Annotated in this window: 19 protein-coding genes and 1 tRNA gene; 12 read left to right on the top strand and 8 right to left on the bottom strand. The window is 35.2% G+C overall.

Annotated features, from left to right (window positions below; all coding sequences use genetic code 11):
* Positions 1-256: 256 nt before the first annotated feature.
* The gene (locus GKR88_08570; protein ID QMU64334.1) at positions 257-2,752 is read left to right on the top strand and encodes a zinc carboxypeptidase; all 2,496 of its coding nucleotides are present in this window, start codon (positions 257-259) and stop codon (positions 2,750-2,752) included.
* 35 nt (positions 2,753-2,787) lie between these two features.
* Here the strand turns inward: GKR88_08570 and rimO are convergent, their stop codons facing one another.
* Positions 2,788-4,101, bottom strand: coding sequence for a 30S ribosomal protein S12 methylthiotransferase RimO (gene rimO / locus GKR88_08565; GenBank protein QMU64333.1), 1,314 nt, complete (start codon positions 4,099-4,101; stop codon positions 2,788-2,790).
* Positions 4,102-4,528: 427 nt separating this feature from the next.
* On the opposite strand from rimO, the gene GKR88_08560 reads away from it, so the two are divergent.
* The 7 genes from GKR88_08560 to GKR88_08530 all read left to right on the top strand — a co-directional run bounded on the left by GKR88_08560 (position 4,529) and on the right by GKR88_08530 (position 10,785).
* On the top strand, positions 4,529-5,521 hold the full coding sequence (locus GKR88_08560; GenBank protein ID QMU64332.1) for a glycosylasparaginase: 993 nt from the start codon (positions 4,529-4,531) through the stop codon (positions 5,519-5,521).
* 3 nt (positions 5,522-5,524) lie between these two features.
* On the top strand, positions 5,525-6,841 hold the full coding sequence (locus GKR88_08555) for an MFS transporter (protein ID QMU64331.1): 1,317 nt from the start codon (positions 5,525-5,527) through the stop codon (positions 6,839-6,841).
* Positions 6,842-7,533: 692 nt separating this feature from the next.
* Positions 7,534-8,019, top strand: a complete 486-nt coding sequence (locus tag GKR88_08550; GenBank protein ID QMU64330.1) for a hypothetical protein — start codon at positions 7,534-7,536, stop codon at positions 8,017-8,019.
* A complete protein-coding gene (locus GKR88_08545) occupies positions 8,009-8,296 on the top strand; it encodes a hypothetical protein (protein ID QMU64329.1) in 288 nt (95 codons plus the stop codon). The genes GKR88_08550 and GKR88_08545 overlap by 11 nt, the downstream gene beginning before the upstream one ends.
* A 19-nt stretch (positions 8,297-8,315) precedes the next feature.
* Positions 8,316-8,525, top strand: a complete 210-nt coding sequence (locus GKR88_08540; GenBank protein QMU64328.1) for a hypothetical protein — start codon at positions 8,316-8,318, stop codon at positions 8,523-8,525.
* A gap of 93 nt (positions 8,526-8,618) precedes the next feature.
* A complete protein-coding gene (locus GKR88_08535; protein QMU64327.1) occupies positions 8,619-9,968 on the top strand; it encodes a hypothetical protein in 1,350 nt (449 codons plus the stop codon).
* Between the two features lie 289 nt (positions 9,969-10,257).
* The gene (locus tag GKR88_08530) at positions 10,258-10,785 is read left to right on the top strand and encodes a hypothetical protein (GenBank protein QMU64326.1); all 528 of its coding nucleotides are present in this window, start codon (positions 10,258-10,260) and stop codon (positions 10,783-10,785) included.
* Positions 10,786-10,802: 17 nt separating this feature from the next.
* Here the strand turns inward: GKR88_08530 and GKR88_08525 are convergent, their stop codons facing one another.
* The 3 genes from GKR88_08525 to GKR88_08515 form a co-directional block, all read right to left on the bottom strand.
* Positions 10,803-14,180 (bottom strand): hypothetical protein, encoded by a 3,378-nt coding sequence (locus GKR88_08525; GenBank protein ID QMU64325.1) that lies wholly within the window; start codon positions 14,178-14,180, stop codon positions 10,803-10,805.
* A gap of 109 nt (positions 14,181-14,289) precedes the next feature.
* Complete coding sequence (locus tag GKR88_08520) at positions 14,290-14,805, bottom strand: methylated-DNA--[protein]-cysteine S-methyltransferase (protein QMU64324.1); 516 nt, start codon at positions 14,803-14,805, stop codon at positions 14,290-14,292.
* Positions 14,795-15,559, bottom strand: a complete 765-nt coding sequence (locus GKR88_08515) for a YchF/TatD family DNA exonuclease (protein ID QMU64323.1) — start codon at positions 15,557-15,559, stop codon at positions 14,795-14,797. Before GKR88_08515 ends, GKR88_08520 begins: the two co-directional genes overlap by 11 nt.
* 45 nt (positions 15,560-15,604) lie before the next feature.
* Between GKR88_08515 and GKR88_08510 the strand changes: the two genes are divergently transcribed.
* The 4 genes from GKR88_08510 (at position 15,605) to GKR88_08495 (ending at position 17,528) form a co-directional block, all read left to right on the top strand.
* The gene (locus GKR88_08510) at positions 15,605-16,060 is read left to right on the top strand and encodes an acid protease (GenBank protein QMU64322.1); all 456 of its coding nucleotides are present in this window, start codon (positions 15,605-15,607) and stop codon (positions 16,058-16,060) included.
* Between the two features lie 34 nt (positions 16,061-16,094).
* Positions 16,095-16,541: a GatB/YqeY domain-containing protein gene (locus tag GKR88_08505; GenBank protein ID QMU64321.1), complete on the top strand. Its 447-nt coding sequence runs from the start codon at positions 16,095-16,097 to the stop codon at positions 16,539-16,541.
* A 1-nt stretch (position 16,542) separates the two neighbouring features.
* Positions 16,543-16,616: transfer RNA gene (locus GKR88_08500), tRNA-Arg, on the top strand.
* 234 nt (positions 16,617-16,850) lie between these two features.
* Positions 16,851-17,528, top strand: coding sequence for a ribulose-phosphate 3-epimerase (locus GKR88_08495; protein QMU64320.1), 678 nt, complete (start codon positions 16,851-16,853; stop codon positions 17,526-17,528).
* 107 nt (positions 17,529-17,635) lie between these two features.
* On the opposite strand, the gene GKR88_08490 is transcribed toward GKR88_08495, so the two are convergent.
* The 4 genes from GKR88_08490 to GKR88_08475 all read right to left on the bottom strand — a co-directional run bounded on the left by GKR88_08490 (position 17,636) and on the right by GKR88_08475 (position 21,201).
* Positions 17,636-18,817, bottom strand: a complete 1,182-nt coding sequence (locus GKR88_08490; GenBank protein ID QMU64319.1) for a glucose-1-phosphate thymidylyltransferase — start codon at positions 18,815-18,817, stop codon at positions 17,636-17,638.
* 302 nt (positions 18,818-19,119) lie between these two features.
* Entirely contained in the window at positions 19,120-19,674 is a 555-nt protein-coding gene (locus GKR88_08485; GenBank protein QMU64318.1) for a T9SS type A sorting domain-containing protein, read from the bottom strand.
* A gap of 86 nt (positions 19,675-19,760) precedes the next feature.
* Complete coding sequence (locus tag GKR88_08480; GenBank protein QMU64317.1) at positions 19,761-20,756, bottom strand: transposase; 996 nt, start codon at positions 20,754-20,756, stop codon at positions 19,761-19,763.
* A gap of 250 nt (positions 20,757-21,006) precedes the next feature.
* A complete protein-coding gene (locus tag GKR88_08475; protein ID QMU64316.1) occupies positions 21,007-21,201 on the bottom strand; it encodes a hypothetical protein in 195 nt (64 codons plus the stop codon).

Genomic DNA, 21,201 nt, shown 5'->3' with positions numbered 1-21,201 from the left:
TTTGCTTCTTTTTTCATAATTACTTCTAACAAAAGTAGATTTTTTTTTAATGTCAATACCTTGTTAGGCAATATTTAACATTATATAGCTTGTAGCTATTAAACGGTTTCTTTTTTATTTGAAAATGGGGTTTTTGCCAAATCAATGCTGAAAAAGCCTCTATTGATTAGCATCAAGAACAAAGTGATATCGTTTGTAATATCGTTCAAAATCTATAAGAAATCCTTATTTTTGGCTAGCGTCAAAATTTTTATATATGAATATCAGAATTGTATTACTTACATTTTTATTAGTTAGCAATACGTTATTTTCCCAAACCATTAAGTCTCCGGAAGCGTTTTTAGGATATCCTATAGGAACACAATTTACCAGGCACCATAAAGTGGTTGAGTATTTCAAATATGTAAGTACTACATTACCCAACGTACAATTGGAAAAATACGGAGTATCTAATGAAGGACGCCCATTATATGTAAGTTATATTTCCTCAAAAAAAAATATGGAAAACCTGGAAAATATCAGGCTTTCCCATCTCACTCAAACGGGTATCAAAAACACCGCTCATAAAGAAAATAATATTGCCATTGTTTGGTTGAGTTATAATGTACACGGCAATGAAGCTTCGAGTACGGAAGCTGCTATGCAAACTTTATATGAGCTGCTGACTCAAAAACAAGCGTATCTGGAAAATACATTAGTGATGATAGATCCGTGTATGAATCCGGATGGGCGTGACCGGTATGTAAATTGGTTTCGTCAGGTAAAAAGCACACCTTATAACTCCGCTCAGGATGCAAAAGAACACCATGAACCCTGGCCGGGAGGAAGGGTTAATCATTATTTGTTTGATCTAAACAGGGACTGGGTTTGGGCTACCCAGGTAGAATCTGTACAGCGGTTGCGCATTTATAATAAATGGATGCCGCATATTCACGTAGATTTTCATGAACAGTATATCAATAATCCATATTATTTTGCTCCTGCTGCCGAACCTTTTCACGAAATTATATCTGATTGGCAACGTGATTTTCAAACACAAATCGGGAAAAATCACGCAGCATATTTTGACAAAAACGGTTGGTTATATTTTACAAAAGAGAGTTTTGACCTGTTATATCCGAGCTACGGAGATACGTACCCTACATTTATGGGTGCTATTGGAATGACCTATGAACAGGCGGGGCACGGAATGGCCGGATTGGGCGTTGATACGGATCACGGGTACGAACTCACGCTGACAGACCGCGTTTTACATCATAAAACAACCGGTTTATCTACTATAGAAATGGCTTCTAAAAATGCAACCAAATTAAATACGGAATTCAAAAAATTCTTTGACAATAAAATCCTCATTTATAAAAGTTATGTCTTAAAAAACGAAAATCAAGACAAAATAAATCGCTTAAAAAAATTATTAGATATACACGAAATAAGGTATGAGTTTGCTAAAAAAGGACAAGTAAAAGGCTATCACTACAGTACCGGGAAGGAAAGCAAAATGCCTGTTACCGAACGCGATATGGTCATCCACACGGACCAGCCAAAAGGAAAAATGGTCAAAGTATTGTTTGAACCCGCAACAAAATTGTCAGATTCGTTGACCTATGATAATACTGCCTGGTCTATTCCTTATGCTCATGGTTTTAAGGCCGTCGCTTCAAAAACAAAAGTAGTTTCCGGTAAAAAAGAAGCTCCTCGTTTCTCTGATAATCTTGTAAATACGTCTGCATATGCATACCTGGCAAAGTGGAACAGTCTAGAGGATGCTACTTTTTTGGCGGCTATGCTGAATGCTGATATCCGGGTTCGTTATGCAGAGAAAGCGTTTTCATTGGAAGAGAATTTCTATGGTGAGGGAACTTTGATTATGCTGAGAAACGATCATAAAAATAACCCGGATTTTGACAGACAGTTAGTGAATATTGCTAACCGATTAGAGCGAAAAATAATACCGGTGCAAACAGGTTTTGTAAGTAAGGGAGCTGATTTTGGTTCCTATAGCGTAAAACCGATTAACAAACAAAAAGTAGCTATTTTATCCGGTAAGGGAGTTTCTTCTCTTAACTTTGGTGAACTTTGGCACTTTTTCGAAACGCAACTAAAATATCCTTTAACGATATTGGATACCGATTACTTTAATGGGGTAAATCTAACCGATTATGATGTGCTCATTATTCCTGAAGGGCATTATAAAAACATACTAGACAAAAGAGGTTTGGAAAAGGTGAAACTTTTTTCTCAGTCCGGAGGAACAGTAATTGTCATTGGCAATGCCATACGAAATTTTGCGGATAAGAACATGTTTGCCATAAAAACAGAGAAGGCAAAAGAGGATAAAAAGAAAAAAACAGAGGCAAACCTAACACCCTATGATTCCTTGAAAAGAAAAAGTACTGAAAATTTTATTACAGGTGCCATTTTTAGAAGCAAAGTAGATGCTACACATCCTCTGGCTTTTGGATATGATGGTTCTTACTTTTCTTTAAAACTGGGAAACCGTTCTTACGAATATCTGAAAAATGGAGGTAATGTGGCTTATTTTACAAAAGATGCCAAACATATTTCCGGATATGCCGGTAAAAAAGCGTTAGAAAATATCCCCGAATCTTTACTGATTGGCGAAGAAAAAGCAGGTAGCGGTAGTATTATTTATATGGTAGATAATCCTTTATTCAGATCTTTTTGGGAGAATGGAAAACTGTTTTTTGTAAATGCTGTTTTTTTTAGAAATTCAGCTATCATAAAACGATAAGCTATCATCTGTATTTTACCGAGAATATTTTCAAACTATAGTACAGGTACTCCATACAAATCAAAATCACCGGCTTCGTAAATTTTAATGTTTGCAAATTCACCGATTTTAATATTGTATTTTCCGGTATCTACCAAAACGTCGTTATCCACGTCGGGGGAGTCAAATTCCGTACGTCCGTAAAAATAATTCCCTTCTTTTCTGTCGAATAAACAAGCATAGGTTTTTCCAAGTTTTTTCTGATTGATCTCCCAGGAAATCCGGGATTGCAATTCCATAATTTCATTTACTCTCCGAAATTTCACATCTGCAGGAACATCATCTTTTAGAGCATATGCTCCGGTATTTTCTTCGTGTGAGTATTCAAAAACTCCCAGGCGTTCAAAACGCATCTCTTCTACCCAGTTTTTTAATTCCTGAAAATGTGCTTCTGTTTCGCCCGGATAGCCTACAATCAGTGTAGTTCTTATGGCTATCCCCGGAACCGTTTCTCGAAATTTACGGATTAATTCGGTTGTTTTTTCATGCGTGGTTCCACGTTTCATGGATTTTAAAATTTCCGTATTGATATGTTGGAGCGGAATATCTATATAATTGCATACATGAGGTTCTTTTTTCATCACCTCCGGTACGTCCATCGGAAATCCTGTAGGAAAGGCATAATGCATGCGAATCCATTTAATACCTTCTACTTTTGCAAGTGCCTGCAACAGCTCGCCTAATGCTCTCTTTTTATAAATGTCCAATCCGTAGTAGGTAAGATCCTGGGCAATGAGCATCACTTCTTTGATTCCTTTTTTTGCCAGGTGGGTTGCTTCGGCAATAATAGCTTCTATTGGAGTTGATCTGTGCTTTCCCCTCATCAACGGAATTGCGCAAAATGAACAAGGGCGGTCGCAACCTTCTGCAATCTTTAAATAGACATAATGTGGCGGGGTTGTCGTTAATCGCTCTCCTATTAATTCATGCTTATAATCCGCTTCCAGAACTTTTAACAGATTAGGCAAATCACGTGTGCCGAAATATTGATCTACTTCGGAGATTTCTTTTTCCAAATCAGGTTTATAGCACTCGCTCAGGCAACCTGTTACATATATCTTATCTACTTCTCCTGCTTCTTTTTTTTCTATATAATGCAAAATAGTGTCTACAGATTCTTCTTTTGCTTTTCCTATAAAGCCACAAGTATTGATCACCACAATATTTCCATCATCATACTCATCTTCATGTACAACTTCTTTTCCACTTGCTTGTAACTGCCCCATCAATACCTCAGAATCATAAATATTCTTAGAACAACCCAGAGTAACTACATTAATTTTATTCTTTTTTACTGATTTCGTACGCATGTTTATATTGTTTCAAGTTTGAAAGTTAAAGTATGTAAAGCAATCGTAGCGATACTAAGAAAACAATCGTTTTTCATTGAGTAAAATTAAAATGGTGAGACCTTTGCAAAATAGTGATATATTCCGTATTTGAATCGATTTGACTTCAAATTTCTTCCTTCCCGAAAATTTTAAATCCTCAAAACCAATGGGTTATTCCGGTTGAAAATGTTCTTCGGGCGTCGAATTTTTTTGTCAAATCAATTCTGCAAAGGTCTCATGGTATAAAATACCGGAAGGCAAAGATATTAACATTCTATTTTCTCCATAACAATTCATTTAAAAATGAACTCATTTAAACTTTTGAGAAAACCTGTTTTAATAAAAAATATAGATATATTTACAAAATGCCAGATACCTTGAGTGGGTTGCCGGCAACTAAGTAACAATGAAACGAAGAAAATTCCTTCAAAATACCTCTTTATCAACCTTAGGAGTGGTCACGGCAGTAAGTGTGATAGGCTGTGAGACAAAAGAGGAACGCAAAGCAATAGCAGCCTCCAAACCCGTAAGACCTATCGTCATTGCCACGTGGAATACACCTGATGCAGTACATGCGGCTTCGGAAGTTTTAGTAAAAGGAGGTACGTCTTTAGATGCTGTTGAACAAGGTTGCAGAGTAGAAGAAGCCAATGAGAAAGGGCAATCCGTAGGAAAGGGAGGTTTGCCGGACAGCGATGGAAATGTTACGTTAGATGCCTGTATCATGGATGGCCAAGGAAATTACGGAGCCGTAGTTTACGTACAAAATATTACACATGTCGTTTCTGTTGCCAGAAAAGTGATGGAAGAGACACCACATGTTTTGTTAGCCGGAAAAGGAGCAGAGCAGTTTGCTGTTTCTCAGAGCTTTAAAAGAGAGAATTTGTTAACGGAAGCTTCTAAAAAGGCTTGGGAGAAATGGAAAGAAACATCGGAATACAAACCTGTTATCAATATAGAAAATCACGATACGATTGGAATGTTGGCCATTGATAAAGACGGAAACATTTCAGGCGCGTGTACTACAAGCGGACTGGCATATAAAATGGCAGGGAGAGTGGGCGATTCTCCTATTATCGGTTCCGGATTGTTTGTAGATAATGAAGTAGGGGGTGCTACTGCCACAGGCCTGGGAGAAGAGGTTTTAAAAACCGTGGGGAGTTTTTTAATTGTTGAACTAATGCGGCAAGGGAGAACTCCGCAAGAAGCCTGTGAAGAGGCTATAGAGAGAATTGTCAGCAAACCAAATAGCGATTATACAAATTTTCAGGTCGGATATATTGCTGTCAACAAACAAGGAGCATATGGCGCTTATTCCATTCACGAATGGTTTAGTTATAATGTATATAAAGACGGAAAAAATAAAAATTACAAATCAAACTTTTTTAATAAAACATAAATTATGTCAACAAATAAATCGTACAGAAGTGCTTTTATCTTATTAACCTCGTTGTTCTTTTTATGGGGATTTATTACTGTATTGGTAGATTCATTAGTGCCGAGATTGAGAGAACTATTTACACTGACATACAGAGAAGCTATTTTAGTTCAATTTGCATTTTTTGGAGCTTATTTTGTACTGTCGGTTCCCGCAAGTTATATTTTATCCAAAATCGGATACAAAAGGGGGATTCTACTGGGATTATTAACCATGGCGACAGGATGTTTGCTATTTTACCCTGCGGCATCTTATCGTGTTTTTGGTGTCTTTTTAGTGGCTTATTTTATTTTAGCAGGAGGAATGACGATTCTTCAGGTGGCAGCAAATCCATATGTGGCAGTATTGGGCTCGGAAGAAGGGGCGTCCAGTCGATTGAACTTATCGCAGGCATTTAATTCGCTGGGAACAGCAATTGCTCCGGCTGTGGGTGCTTTATTTATTTTAAGTGATACGATTAAAAATAAAGAAGAAATAGCTTCTTTATCATCCGAAGCAAAAGAAACGTATTTTACTTCGGAAGCATTGGCGGTTCAAAAGCCATTTTTAGGATTGGCGATCTTTATTGTTTTGATTGCTGCTGTGTTTTTATTTGCAAAACTTCCGAAATTGATTAGCGAAAAATCGGCAGGGACTTATGCCCAGGTTTTTTCTCAAAGAAATTTGATGTTAGGGGTGTTGGGAATTTTCTTTTATGTTGGTGCTGAGGTTTCTATCGGGAGTTTTCTGGTAAATTACTTCCAAGAGTCCGGAATGGTTCCTTTAATTAGAGAGAGTAATACCTTAATGGCAATTGCCGATACGGTGGCTACTCTATTTTTCAAATCTTTGGATGGAGCAGATGACAAAGCTTTATTGGGGATTTTTGTAATTTTTTACTGGTCGGGAGCAATGGTGGGCCGCTTTATCGGGTCGTATTTGACCAAAATAATGAAACCGGGAAAAGTACTGAGCATGTTTGCGGCATCGGCAGTATTGCTGATTATCGTATCTATTACCACAAACGGACTGGTTTCTATGTGGAGTATTTTAGCTGTAGGTTTGTTTAACTCTATTATGTTCCCAACTATTTTTACGTTAGCTATTGATGGAATTAAAGATCTAAAACCCAAAGGTTCCGGATTGCTTTGTATGGCAATTGTAGGAGGGGCAATTATTCCGTTAATTTGTGGAGCGCTGATAGATGGAATAGGGTTTAAACTGGCATTTTTATTTGTCACCGTTTGTTACGGTTATATTGGATATTACGGATACCGGACTGCCAGGGTCCGGACTGCTTAGGTTTTATATAGCTAATACCATTTATCACTTGAAATTACTGGTATAAAATAGTCCAATCTCGCTATGAAAATTTCAAATTTCATCACTAAAAATACTCGGCGTAGCTAAGCCTGTGTTTTTTAACTCGAACTTTGAAATTTTCCTCACACCATCTTTAGACCACTTTAGTATTCATTTTGGTATAATCGGAGCACTACCCGAAAAAAGATATTTGCCGTAAAGCCTAAAGAAGATACATCCGAACATTGTGCGGTATCATTTATGTTTACTATTATATATGGCCGGCCCTTAGATGTTAAAATGGTATCACTGTTTTCCTTGAGGTGAAAATTTCATTGTTTTCTGTTATTGACAAGTATTCGAAATTGTATCACTTTTACATCAGGTAAATTTTAAAATTCTCTTATTTTTATGACGAAAGCTAAAAAACATAAAAACAATCAAAACTTCTGCATATACCACCATAATGGCAGAATAAGAGGAAGAAAGTTCTGTATATAAACAAGTTATGCCACATTAAAGAAACATAGCGGTCAAAAAAAGGACTGACCATCCAAAATCGGAATTGTGAAAGTTGAAACCGAAATAAAACAAAAAGTAAACTGAGTTACGAAAATCGAAAGAGTAGAAAATTATTAACTTGGAGAAGTCTAAGCAAATGGAAAAGATTTTTCCCCTAAAATGAATTAAAAATGAAAAAATATCTAAGTATATCGGTATTATCAATATTACTGCTATCAATTGTTATTTATAGTTGTTCTGAGAACAGTGACAACTTAACTACTAATGAAACTTCTTTAAATGAAGTCGTTTTTGAGGACTTAGCTTTAAAAACAGATATAAGTCCTAATTTTTATGACAATCACTTTTATTTAATTGAGAAACTTGGAAACAACGTAGAAAGAACCGAAATAATCAATACTGTGAAAAATAATGGTATTAATCTATTTATTCTTGACAATAAAGACGTAAAGAAATTTTACTTTAATAATTCTGACATATTAATGTATTCTGTTTCTGTCAAAAATTCTGAAAATAAAATTATAATTTACAAATATGATGATATATATCAAGTGAATTTAGCAGAATATTCTTCTTTGACTAATATGCAGAATTTTAAATTAAAATCTCTTGATAATCAATTGTTTTATTCAGTTCAACTTGATAATGAAAGATAGAATTGGAAATATAAAAATTGAAAATAATGAAAAATTAAATGTCTTTAGCAATAACATTTATTCTTTACATATGGCAAAACATCAAATTAAAGGAAGTTTTTCTGCAAAAGAAGATTGTTGTAGACATGCTTCTTCTTGGAGTGCTTGTATGAATTGTACTGTTGAAGCTTGTGGTAGAAGCTGGATTTGTGTTGCGGCTTTAGTTGTTGCCGGTCCTGAAACACTTGCTGCTTTCGCTGTTTCTTGTATTGGTGCAGGACCAAATACATTTTGTTAATTTTTTAAATTACATTCAAATGAAAACATTCGCTAAATTAAAATTTTGGAGCTTTCTAATTTTTGGTATCCTATTCCTTTTTGCTGGCATATTCTTTTTTGTATCGGGAAAATCATCAGAAGGAACTGCAAATGTACTTATGATTGCAGGAATTGGGCAATTAATTATTTTTTATGGTCTTTTATTTTACTTATATAAAGGGAAGCTGAAAGATGCTTTGAATAATTAAAACGTGGCATAACACGGTATATAAAAAACAGGCAGAAAAGTGCAAGTTTCAAAATTTGCACTTTTCTGCTATCTTTGTTTTAAACTTAAAAATATGTCAAATCATGATGATCGGTTTTCATTTGCGAAACCACAACAATCAACATTTAAAAACGGAATTGTTACACTTCCCGTAACTGGACAAGGAGTAGTTATATTCTCTCCAGAAGAACAATTTGCACAATTGGAGTTTACAGCCCCTAATAGAGTAGCGGTTTCTCATACCTATCAATACTTTTGCTTTAGAGTAGATGAAGTAGGGTGTGTGTTTTTCGCGTCTAAAAAACCATATGCAGAGATAGAAGATCAGCTTTTTTCTTGCATTAAGGGGTATGAGCAATATCCAACCGGGCCTTTTTGGTTCAGTATTGATTTTGAAAATAGACTACTAAAAGGTGGATATGGAGAGCCAAGAGCAGAATTATCCCTATTTAGTTTTAATTTTTCTACAGGAGTTTTAACTGAAGGTAATGTTGGACCAAATTTACATCCTACCGAAGAAGATGATCCTCAAATATCCCGATACAAATGGTTAAAGCAAATGAGTTGGGTGGAACTTACTGCATCTGCCAAATTGATTACTGTTTTTAAAGACCCTATAACTGTAAATGTAGCAATGGAAGTAAAGGATATGAACGATATTACCATGTATGATGCAGCCAACAATGTTGTAACCGTACCTGCTAACCTGCCTAGTGTGTGCCAAAAATTATATGAAAATGTAGGAGGGCGTAATTTCAATTTGCAAACAATCAATAAAGATTACAATTTACCTGCCGACTTTGATTTTGCTAAAGCCGTTCAATATAGTATTGACACGCCTGGGAAAATTTGCTTTGATATAATTCAGAAAAAAGCTAAAAAAGAAGCGCTGTCTGGCTTTGGAGATAGTAATATGGTTTACCTAAGAATAACCATGGGCGGTAACCAGGGAGAGTCTCCCGGAATCCCTTACGTTATGGAAATATGGCCAAGTGGTAAATACTCACCCATACATAACCACGGTGGTAGCGAAGCCATCATTAAAGTACTCCATGGGGAAATACACGTTGAGCTGTTTGCTACCTTAAAAAAAGTAACACCTAATGCCAATAACGTGCTGCTTGCAACTAATGAGGCTTACAAACCTGAGCATTTTAAAACGTGTAAGTTTCAGCTTAATCAGGTTACTTATATTACTCCTTGGTTGAACCAAATTCATCAATTAAAAAACAAAAATAAAGTAGACGCTTGTATCACGATACAATGCTACGGTTATCCCGAAAATAGTGATTTACACTACGAATACTTCGATTTTTTAGATACCAAAGAACACGAGACCGGTGAATTCTTCCCTGATTCTGATTTTAGTTTTAATGATTTCGTTTTTGCTATGTACAAGGAATATTCACAAGCTCATAAATAGCCTAAAGATGACTTGATCCAACTACTGTATATTTCCCATGAAATTATATTTTACTTTAGAACTACAGGTAACAAAGCGTAAAATGCATTAAAACGCATTTTACGCTAAACGTTATGCCACATTAAAACAAACATAACGGTCAAAAACGGACTGACCATCCAAAATCGGGAAATGTGAAAGTTGAAACCGTAATAAAATAAAAAGTAAACCAAGCGTTCGAAAATCGAAAGAGTAGAAATTATTAACCCCGGAAAAATCTAAAAAAAATTTTCCCCTAAAACAAAAAATTATGAATAATTTAAAAAAAATCGGATTGTTACTAATCTTAACATTGACAGTAAGTTCATTAGTTTTTGTAAGTTGCGAAAATGAACAAATATCGCCTGAACAAAACATTTCTCAAGTTGACATTGACACAAAAAAAATTGATAAACTTCTAGAAAATTATAAACCTTCTTTAGTTGATAAAGCGTCAAAAATTAGCGATGATAAATTGATAACTTTTGAGGTTGTAAAAAATCTAAAAACAAATGAAATCTCTATTGAAAATGAACAGGTTGTTAGCTTTTTTCCTATTGATGAAAGGTCTAGCTATTATAATCATTTAGCTGATGGATATCAAGTTGATTACGATAGAGGTGGCGATGGAAGTAATAATTGGAGTGCATCTTGTTATGGGAAATGGTCTTGTGGAAAGTTAATAGCTAAATGTCTTGACCAAGGAGGTTGTGCTACAATTTGTCAAGCACCTCAAGAAGAAAGATCGACTGAAAGAATTTATTCTTCTGTTTTAGTGACTTATCTTCCTATAAAATAAGCTTGAACTCAACCCTTTTAAAACACAGCTCTTAATTGAATACTTCCCGTATGGATGGTATCGGAATTTTCACTTTTACGGCCCAGATAGTTTAAGCTTATATTGAGGAAAGAGTTTAATTTTTGATTGTATAAAATATCCCAAGTATAGTTTTTACCATTCTGCAGGCCTTCCAACATCTGGTAACCTACGGGAGAATTTGGGTTTCCGTTGAATATATTAAAAAAAGCTGTAAAATTTGCGTTTAACTGTTGCTGCTTTTTACCTGTAAACACATATTCCAATCCAAATTTTTGTTGTTTCAGTTCTTCAAAATCCTGCAATTGATTTTGTTTATATGTATAGTGATAATACACGGAAAAGCGTTGATTTTTGCTATGTAAATAACTTATTTTCGGTTGCACTTCATGTGCCTTTATCTCGTAATTTCTAGTATTAAAATTATCCGTTTCCAAATTATTTTCAGAAGTTTTTCCCATCACATCCAACAGCCAGTAAGTACCTATTTTATGAGCAAATTCTATTTGATGCAATTTGGTTTTAATACGCTGATTTCCAATAAAAAATTGCTGTTTGGCCCTCGAAGAGCCATAGGTGTAAACAGTACTGTATTTCCGTAGGTTTCTATTAAAATAAAAGCTGTTTCTGAAATGTAAGTTCAAACCGATTAGTGTACGATCATTAAAGTCAAAAGGATTTAAATGAAATGTGTTGCCGGTTCTTTCCTGTTCGTTTACCACATTTAAAAATGTTTGATTTTGAAAATGTGATAGTATTTTTTTAAATCCGGATGCAGTGCTCCTCCTACCGGCATTTAGTGTCAACGACTGACTCCACTTTGCCCTTTGAGTAGCAATATAACGGAGATTTGGCAGCGGAACTCTAAGATAATTTGCCTGATCCTGAAATTCTGCAATTTCAAATTCGTCAAAATCTTTAATTCCGTCATTGTTATAATCTCTCCACGTATAATATCCCTGTCCGGGTTCTGTTTCCACATAAATATAGTCTTGCCGGGGGATATTTCCCGAAGAAGTTTCATAAACAGTCCCAAAGTTTAAAAAATTACCAAATAGGCGTTGATGATATATCCATTTTGAATGTAATGATTTTTCATCTTCCGCAAATGCATTTTTTGTAATTCTGTAATTAGCAAATACATTTAAGGTTGCATTTTTATTTTGAACAATCCTGCTGTTTATGTAAAATGTTTTTCTGTGATTTATTTCCGTAAAATTATTTGATCTGATACTGTCATTATCTCTGTAATTGAATCCGAGTTTTGCATATACTTTAGCAGTATCTCCCAAACCAAAATACCCTTCATATTCTTTAAAGCGGTGGCTGGTATTTATAAAATCCGATGTATTCCTGTTCCTTCCGGCATTTGATTCAAAATTGAAAAAACCGCCCATCCAACTTTTTGAAAAATGTTGTTCTGCTGCTGCTTTTATTCTAATAAAACGGTCATCACGTATGTCAGATGTATTATTCAACATACTGGAATTTATATAAAACCGTGTGCTGTCCAATTTTATTTTGGAATTAAATTCATGTTTGCTTCCATTAAAATTATCAGAAAAAGAAAGGTGGTTAAAGCTATAAGAAAGTGTGTTCTTTTTTTTATCATGTAAAGAAATCTGTGTAGCAATTTGTTGCTGATTCCCTGTGGGGTTTACCAAATTCCAATCTCTGTTGAATTCCACCGGTTGAAACCGTTGCACTGTCCTAAAATTTCGATGGATAAACTGATAGTTTACATCACTCAACAACTGCCATTTCTTATCTGATACAATTTGTGTCCATCTTATTTTTGTTGCCAGTCCTTTATTCTGATCATCATCAATATCCGAAAACAAATTCAAATCATTATTACTTACGGCAGCTTCCGCATTTATAACTGTTTTTGCATTGGGGCTGTATCGGGCATTTGCCACAGCAACTTGCAATGCTGTCGGCGCAAATAATTGCACAATCGGGTCGTAATTCCCCATATTTGAGCCTACATAACTGAAAATTGTACCAATGGCTATGGTGCGGTCTAATATATAATCGCCATTGTTAGTCCCTACATTGGTAAATGTAACTGTATACAATTCATCGTTTTCATCAGTAGTGTACTCAAAGATTTCGGTTGTGCCAACAGTTACTTTTTTATATAATATCCTATTTTCGGAAAATGCATCTATAAAAGCACTTTCAGCTACCATCAATTCCCGATTGTTTCCTGCATTGGCCAGGATTTGTTTTTGAGCTTCGGTTAAACTTAGCTGTACGGGCTGGTTTTTTGCATCATTTTCGCTGTAGAAATATCCTTTAACACTAAAAATGTCGCTTTTGTAATGTCCTTTTTCATAGGTAATAAAACGAGTATAATTTATATCCGAATACTGAAATTCAATACGAATTCTCATATCATTTGTTATAGGGTAAGTAGTGTTAAAACTAATTTCTGCCAAATTATAATCGATGGTATAGTCTTTATTTCCTCCACGTCGGATTTGAATGCCGTTTACATACACCCGATCGCTTCCGGCTATAATGACAATGGCAGGTTCGTTGTTAGGGCCTACTACTTTATAAGGTCCTTGGTTGCTTTCGATACCTACAAAATTAAATGCCGAAAAACGCCCTCTTACAACAGCTCCCGAAGCCGACACTCGTGCATTTTCAGCAATGATTGCTGCCACTTCCAAGCCAGCGACCTGTTTTTCGAAATTCAGAAAATGGCTATCTTCATTTTTAAGATTTACATCTCCGGCTTTAATCCGCCAATTTTTACTGTATAATTCTATAAAAATACGGTCGAAGTCCGTAATATTTTGCGAATAACCGTTCTCTTGTAAAGGAATATTTGTATCAAAAATGTTAGCTCTGATAGCCACATCTTTGGAGAGTTTGCCCTCAATAGTTAAATCCATTGCCGAATTAGTTACCGCATTTTGATTATTTCCTGTAGTGAGTCCGCGCGTGATATAGCCGCTTGTTTTTAAGCCATCAAAAAGTTTTATATCAGAAGGCTTCTTATTAGTAGTAAGGCTATACAATTTACCTGTATTTGTGGTATTAGGAACAATTAAACGTTTATCAAACGGACTGTATACTTTGGTTAAAAATTTTGGAAACCGGTAGTATTCAACGGTAATTTCCCTGTATTTTTTGGAGTCGATGATTAGAAAAGCTTCAGTGTAGTTTACTTGATATTCGGAAAAATGAACAGGTTTTTGTTTTGCATCTAACAATCTGAATTTTAACGGGTTAATACTTACAGAATCTATTTGAACAGTATCTTTGACAACACGTATTTTTTCAGATCTAAAATCTTCGGAGTTGTTTTGAGCATTTATAAGAACTCCCATAAAAAGAAAGATACATAAGAAGCTGTTTTTGATCATACCATACAAACGAATTTTTTACTAAAATAGTTCAAAAACGGTAATGCTTCTTTGAACAGAGCTTTTAGCTCATTTTTTGTTTTTTATGCAAGCAGATAAAAGGCTTATTTTAAAATAATGCCTGTTGTTTTACAGGAGATTCATGCTCTAACAGCCATTTTTTTCGCCATAAACCACCGGCATAGCCTGTTAGTGAACCGTCAGAACCAATAACACGATGGCATGGAATGACAATCCAGATAGGATTTTTGCCATTTGCCGCAGCAACTGCCCTGATGGCTTTAGGGTCTCCTATTTTTTTAGTTTGCTCTAAATAGGTACTGGTTTTTGCAAAAGGGATGGTCAGGAGCTCTTTCCAAACCAGTTGTTGGAATGCAGTCCCTTGAGGGTTCAATATTAAATCAAATATTGTTCGGGTACCTTCAAAATATTCCGCTAACTGTTGTATACCGTCTTGTATACATTTGGGAAAACTTTCTTTTGTGTTTTCAGGTGTATTGAACTGAAATTGTTGTGAAGATAAAGAGTCTTCTTCCAAAACGGAAATAGATTGAATGCCATTTTCATCTACCGCGATTTTTGCAATGCCGATAGGTGTTTTGTAATATGCGATTTTAAGTTCCAAAAATGTCCTTCGAATTTTGGGTAGTAATTTCGGAAATTTCTTCGAAAGATAAGTCGTAAATAGTAGTTAATTTATGTATAATTTCCGTGATGTACGAACTTTCATTCCGCTTTCCCCTGTAAGGAGTTGGTGCCAGATATGGAGCATCGGTCTCCAAGACAATATGTTGAATGTCTATTTCATTTAAAAATTGATCGATCTTTCCGTTTTTGTAGGTAACTACGCCGCCAATGCCTAATTTCATCTGATATAAAATTGCTTTGTGTGCCTGTTCCAAAGTCCCTGTAAAACAATGAAAAATTCCGAATAGATCATCGCTTTTTTCAGTGTCCAGAACATCAAAAATTTCATCGAATGCCTCTCTGCAATGAATTACAACAGGTAGTTTTTTTTCTTTAGCCCATTGTATCTGAATTTTAAATGCTTCCTGCTGTTGCGGCAAAAAAGTGTTATCCCAATACAAATCGATACCGATCTCTCCGATAGCAACAAAATCACGTTTGTGTATCCATTCGCTTACATGGGCCAATTCTTCCCGGTAGTTTTCTTTTACGGAAGTAGGGTGCAGTCCCATCATCAGGTATACATCTTCAGGATAATTTTGTTTCAAATCAAACATCCTCCGGGTATAAGAACTGTCAATTGCAGGAATAAAAAAACGGGAAACACCCGCTTTTTTCGCTTTTTGGATCATGATATTCCGGTCAGTATCAAACTGTTCCGAATATAAATGTGTATGTGTGTCCGTAATCATGAAAGTTGTATTTTTGTTGTTTATTACCTATAAACATACGGCTAAATGGCAAGTCTGAAAAAAGTATTGGAAAAAAAGGGGTATAATGGTATCCGCTTGACGAAAAATGCAACCAACCACCTGGAGTTGAAAGCCGAAATAAATGGTGTAAAAGGAAGATTTATTTTAGATACGGGTGCTTCCAATTCCTGCGTAGGATTAGATTTAATTGAATATTTTAAGCTGGAAGCAGAAGAAAGTGAAACCAAAGCTGCCGGGGCCGGAGCTATAGATATGGATACTTTGCAATCTAAAAACAACCTCCTGAAAATTGGTTTTTGGAAAGCGAAGAAATGTCATTTGGTATTGTTTGACTTATTTCATGTAAACAGTGCATTGACCCAGCAAAAAGCAAAAGAAGTACATGGGATTATCGGAGCAGATATTTTAGAGAGAGGAAGAGCGATTATCGATTATAAAAAGAATATCCTATATCTAAAACGTTTAAAAAATAAGAATTAGAGTTGTATCTTTGGAGCTTTAAAACTTGGAGCATATGAGTTTGCAACAACAGGTAATGGAACAGATGAAAGTGGCAATGAAATCAAAAGATACGGTTGCTTTGCAGGCATTAAGAGCATTGAAATCGGCATTTTTATTAGCAAAAACTGAGGCAGGTGCAGGAGAATTGACAGCAGCTCAGGAAATGAAAATCATTCAAAAGCAGGTAAAACAGCGAAAAGATAGTGCCGCAATATATGTAGCTCAAGGGCGGCAGGATTTGGCAGATTCCGAACTGGTTGAAGCAGCCATATTAGCGCAATTCTTACCGGAAGCTTTATCTGAAGAAGCAATTGAAAAAGTAGTGATGGAAACCATTACCAAAATCGGAGCGGAAGGCATGAAAGATATGGGGAAAGTGATGGGAATAGTGTCTAAACAACTGGCTGGCCGGGCAGATGGAAAAACCATCTCCGGAATTGTGCGAAAAAAATTAAATTAATGGCCTCGTGGCGCAACTGAATAGCGCACTGGATTTCGGCTCCAGCGGTTGTAGGTTTGAATCCTACCGGGGTCACAAAAACCACTGTAAGAAAATTGATTTACAGTGGTTTTTTTTAATTATCACTTTTCATAATTTCAAAAAAATTCATATTGCCCTGTCAACATAGAAAAACAATACCTATTTTTAGCAATGATATAATAATAGCGTTTGAAAGTTCAAAGTTTAAAGTTCGCTTAACTCTCTTAAAGCACTGAGAAAAGGCATTCTTTTTTTTGAGAAAATAAAAGTTAACATAATATAATACTCATGAACAAATTAATTGCTCCTTCTGTTTTAGCTGCCGATTTTGGTAATTTACAACGCGATATTGAAATGGTAAATCACAGTGTTGCCGATTGGTTTCACATAGACGTTATGGACGGTGTTTTTGTACCTAATATTTCTTTTGGTATGCCTGTTCTAAAAGCCATCTCCGGGCATGCAAAAAAAACAATGGATGTACATTTAATGATTGTAGACCCTGACAGGTATATCCAAACGTTTGCAGATTTAGGAGCAAATATATTAACAGTGCATTACGAGGCATGCACACATATACATAGAACCATACAAGCTATCAAAGAAGCAGGAATGAAAGCCGGAGTTGCCTTAAATCCGCATACTCCTGTCTCTCTTTTGGAAGACAGCATTGCGGACTTGGATTTGGTATGTATCATGAGTGTAAATCCAGGTTTTGGAGGTCAGTTTTTTATAGAGAACACCTATAAAAAAATACGTCAGCTAAAAGATTTGATAGTGCTTTCGTCGTCCAATGCATCTATAGAAATTGACGGCGGTATAACAGATAAAAATGCCGGTGATTTAATAAAAGCCGGAGCTGATGTTTTAGTTGCCGGAAGCTTTGTTTTTAATAGTGATGATCCGGCAGCAACTATCAAAAATTTAAAAACCATTGCTACTTTTCAGCAGGTGCGGCAATCGTAAACTGTATATGTAATACCATTTATTACTTGAACCTGAATGATGTATTAGAAAAAAGCCACCCGAAAAGAGTAGCTCCTTTATACAAAAGTTCCAAGTTTCTTGCTCTTTTAAACGGTGTCATTTCTATACTTTTTGGTTTCTTCAAAAACATGTTTCAGGATTTTTTTGTCTTGTTCGGATAATTCAATATTCCTTCGTTTCATGGCAGCTTCGGCAACTTCAAAAGTCTTTCTTAATTGATAGGTGGTAAAACCGGAAGCTCCTCCCCAGCTAAATGAAGGAACAAAATTTCTCGGGAAGCCACTTCCAAAAATATTAGCACTCACTCCCACCACCGTTCCCGTATTAAACATGGTATTAATTCCGCATTTTGAATGATCTCCCATCATCAGTCCGCAAAATTGTAACCCTGTCTCGGTAAACCTTCCTATTTCGTAATTCCAGAGTTTTACTTTTGCATAATTATTTTTTAAATTTGATGTATTGGTATCCGCTCCCATATTACACCATTCTCCTAAAACAGCATTTCCAAGAAAGCCTTCGTGTCCTTTACTGGAAAACCCAAAAAGAATCGAATTATTGACTTCTCCTCCTACTTTACAATAAGGTCCGAGTGTAGTCGCTCCGTAAATCTTAGCTCCCATTTTTAATACGCTATGTTCACACATGGCAAAAGGGCCTCTAACAGCACAGGATTCCATAATTTCAGCGTTTTTCCCAATATAAATAGGGCCTTTTGAAGCATTTAAAGAAGATAACAGCACCGTTGCTCCTTCTTCAATAAAAATATTTTCTTTATTTATACATGGTATGCCTTCCCGAATAGCTTGTGATGTTCTTTCTTTGGTAATCAAATCAAAATCCGCCTGAATTGCTTTATCATTTAAAGAAAACAGATCCCAGGTATTTTTTATTTGCAGCAAGTCATCTTCAAACTCAATTTGTTCATACGAGTCAAAATCTACTTTTCCCCGGGTCTTGGCAGTGAAAAAAGCAATCACTTCTTCGCCTTTAAAAATAGCCTGATTTTCAGAGAGTTTTTTTACTTTTTCAACTAGTTTTCTTGATGGTAAAAAAGAAGCATTGATCAGTATATTTTCTTCCATCTCCACCATGGGGTATTTTTCTTCCAAATACGCTTCCGTCATGGTGGTGGTAGTGAATCCCAACATTTTTTCCCATTTTTCACGAATGGTTAAAATTCCGATTCTGATATCCGCAACAGGCCGGGTGTATGTAAATGGCAACAGCGAATTTCTGGAACTACCGTCAAAAAGTATATAGTTCATGAGTTTTAACTTAAGTAGCTTTGCAAAATAGTGATATATTTCGTATTGAAATTGATTTGGCTTCAAATTTCTTCCTTCTCGAAAATTTTAAATCCTCAAAACCAATAGGTTATTCCGGTTGAAAATTTTCTTCGGGCGTCGAACTTTTTTTGCCAAATCAATTCTGCAAAAGTCTTTTAAAAAGAAAACTGATTACAAATTTAACTTAAAAAAGGCATAATACCATTTATCACTTGAAATAACTGGTATAAAAAAACCGATCGCCTTGCTACAATCGGTTTTTCATCAGTATGATGAATTTTTTAATTCTTAATGAATCGCTGTATCCCTATCTTATCATTTGCTACTACTCTTACAATATACATTCCGGAAGACAGATACGTAACATCTACCTTAGCGTTTGAAGATGTTGCTGCTCGTGAGCGGATCAATCTTCCAACATAATCATATATCGAAACATCTGCCTTATCAGTTCCGGTAGGTAATTGAATGGTTACTTCATCAGTCGCCGGATTAGGAAACATATCGAAGCTTAATAGCTTATTACTTTCAACTCCTAAGGTGACCCCAACCGTAGTAGCTCCTCTTCTGTTGTTATGGTAGTTGAAACTATTTACGTTATCATGAGCCCATATCATACCTATTGAACCTGCTGTCGGACTAAAGACAAAATCATCTGAATCTCCGGTATTGTTTGCTCTTGTTGCTATAATAGTTCTTGAACTTCCCGAAACGGTATTGGATACCAGAGTCCAATCCTGACTGGCATCTGCCGGTGGTGTTGATTGAGAAATTGTTCTTGCATCTATGACTGATGTCCCATCTTCTGTCATAAGCACATCTGCCCCCGAAGACATGTTGAATCCTCCAAATCCAACTCCAAACCATCCTCCCGTATTCTATGATAAAAACAAGTAAAAGTTGAGATATTATTTTTACTAATTTATGCAGCAAATTTAAAAGTATCTACATAGGGTGTTTGTCGTTTGACAACGGCAAACACTCTTGCTATTAATTTGTTTCTAATAATGTTAACGGTACTCATTTTACTTTTGCCTTGTTTTATTCTTTTATGATAGTATAATTTCATTTCTGGGTTATGTTGTATAGCAGAAATAGCGCACATATTAATAATTGCTTTCAATTTTTTATTAGCCAAATGAGAGACTTTTGTACGTCCTTTAATACTAGTTCCAGATTGGTAAGGAAAAGGAGCAACACCACAATAAGAGGCAAACTTTCTCCAGTTTTCAAATTTTGAAAAATTGTCAGTAAACACAATCATCATTATAGCAGTTTGCATTCCTATACCTTTAACACTAGTAACAAGTTTATAGGTTTCTTTTAACATTATATTTTGGTCAATAATAGCTTGCATTTGAGTATTAATCTTGTGTATTTGTTTGGTTAGTTCTGCAATCATTTTTTGTTGAACGTCAAAGATTATTTTATACTCTTTTGCTTTATAAATTCTTTTTTGTTCTTTCAAAGTAACTTTAAAACCAGCTCTTTGTTTGTTAAGTTTTGTCCTTAAAGATAAGAGACTTTTTAGTTGTAATATACTTCTTTTAGGTAGCTTACTGGGTTTAAGTTCTTCTTTTAATCGATACCCATATAGAGCAATGCGTTTGGCATCAATTTGGTCATCCTTTCCACGAGCAATACCAATAGATCTTTTAATTTCTAAACCAGAAGCTATGAAAAAAGATAATTTTTGTTCAGTTAAAGACACAGATAATAAATGAGAGTACATTCCTGTATGTTCAAATACAAACATGGTTTCTTCTTTAGAGAAAGACGAATTTTTAAAACTCCACTTTAGCATTAATTTAAATCCAGATTTACTGTTCTCAAACTGTTGAACAATTTGTTTAGAATAGATACAAACATCAATTAATAATTTACTGACATCGATTCCGATAATTTCATTTGTTTTCATAATTTTGTAATTAGATATTAATAATAGTTACTTAAACTAAGACCTTTAATAAGGGCAGAAACTGAAATTCTATATGGTTCTAAGTAACTTTTAAAAAGAACGGAGACTAATACGGGGGATGGCTCTAAAAAGCTAGCTGGCCGCTAAAGTTCACTCCGTTCTTTTGTGTTTTTGGTTATCAACAAAATAAGAGTTATTAACAAAGAAAAAAAGAAGCAAAAAAAGAAATTTCATCATAACTATTATGTTTTTATTTTAAGTAATTATTTCTATTTGCTAATCTAAAGGAAGGCCCTGTTAGTGTCAAAGTAGTCGTGCCGGTTGTTCCATTAATCTCCAAATTCATTGACAAAGTTGAATCAAACGCAACTGTCCCTGTAGTATAGGTTTGAGAAAATACTGCGGTACTTGTAATTAAAAATAGTGAAAATAGTGTTTGTTTCAT

The organism is Flavobacteriaceae bacterium (assembly GCA_014075215.1).
In the GTDB taxonomy this organism is placed as follows: Bacteria; Bacteroidota; Bacteroidia; order Flavobacteriales; family Flavobacteriaceae; genus Polaribacter.
The sequence above is the reverse complement of the archived record's forward strand: the minus strand, read 5'-3'. Positions and strand labels throughout refer to the sequence as shown.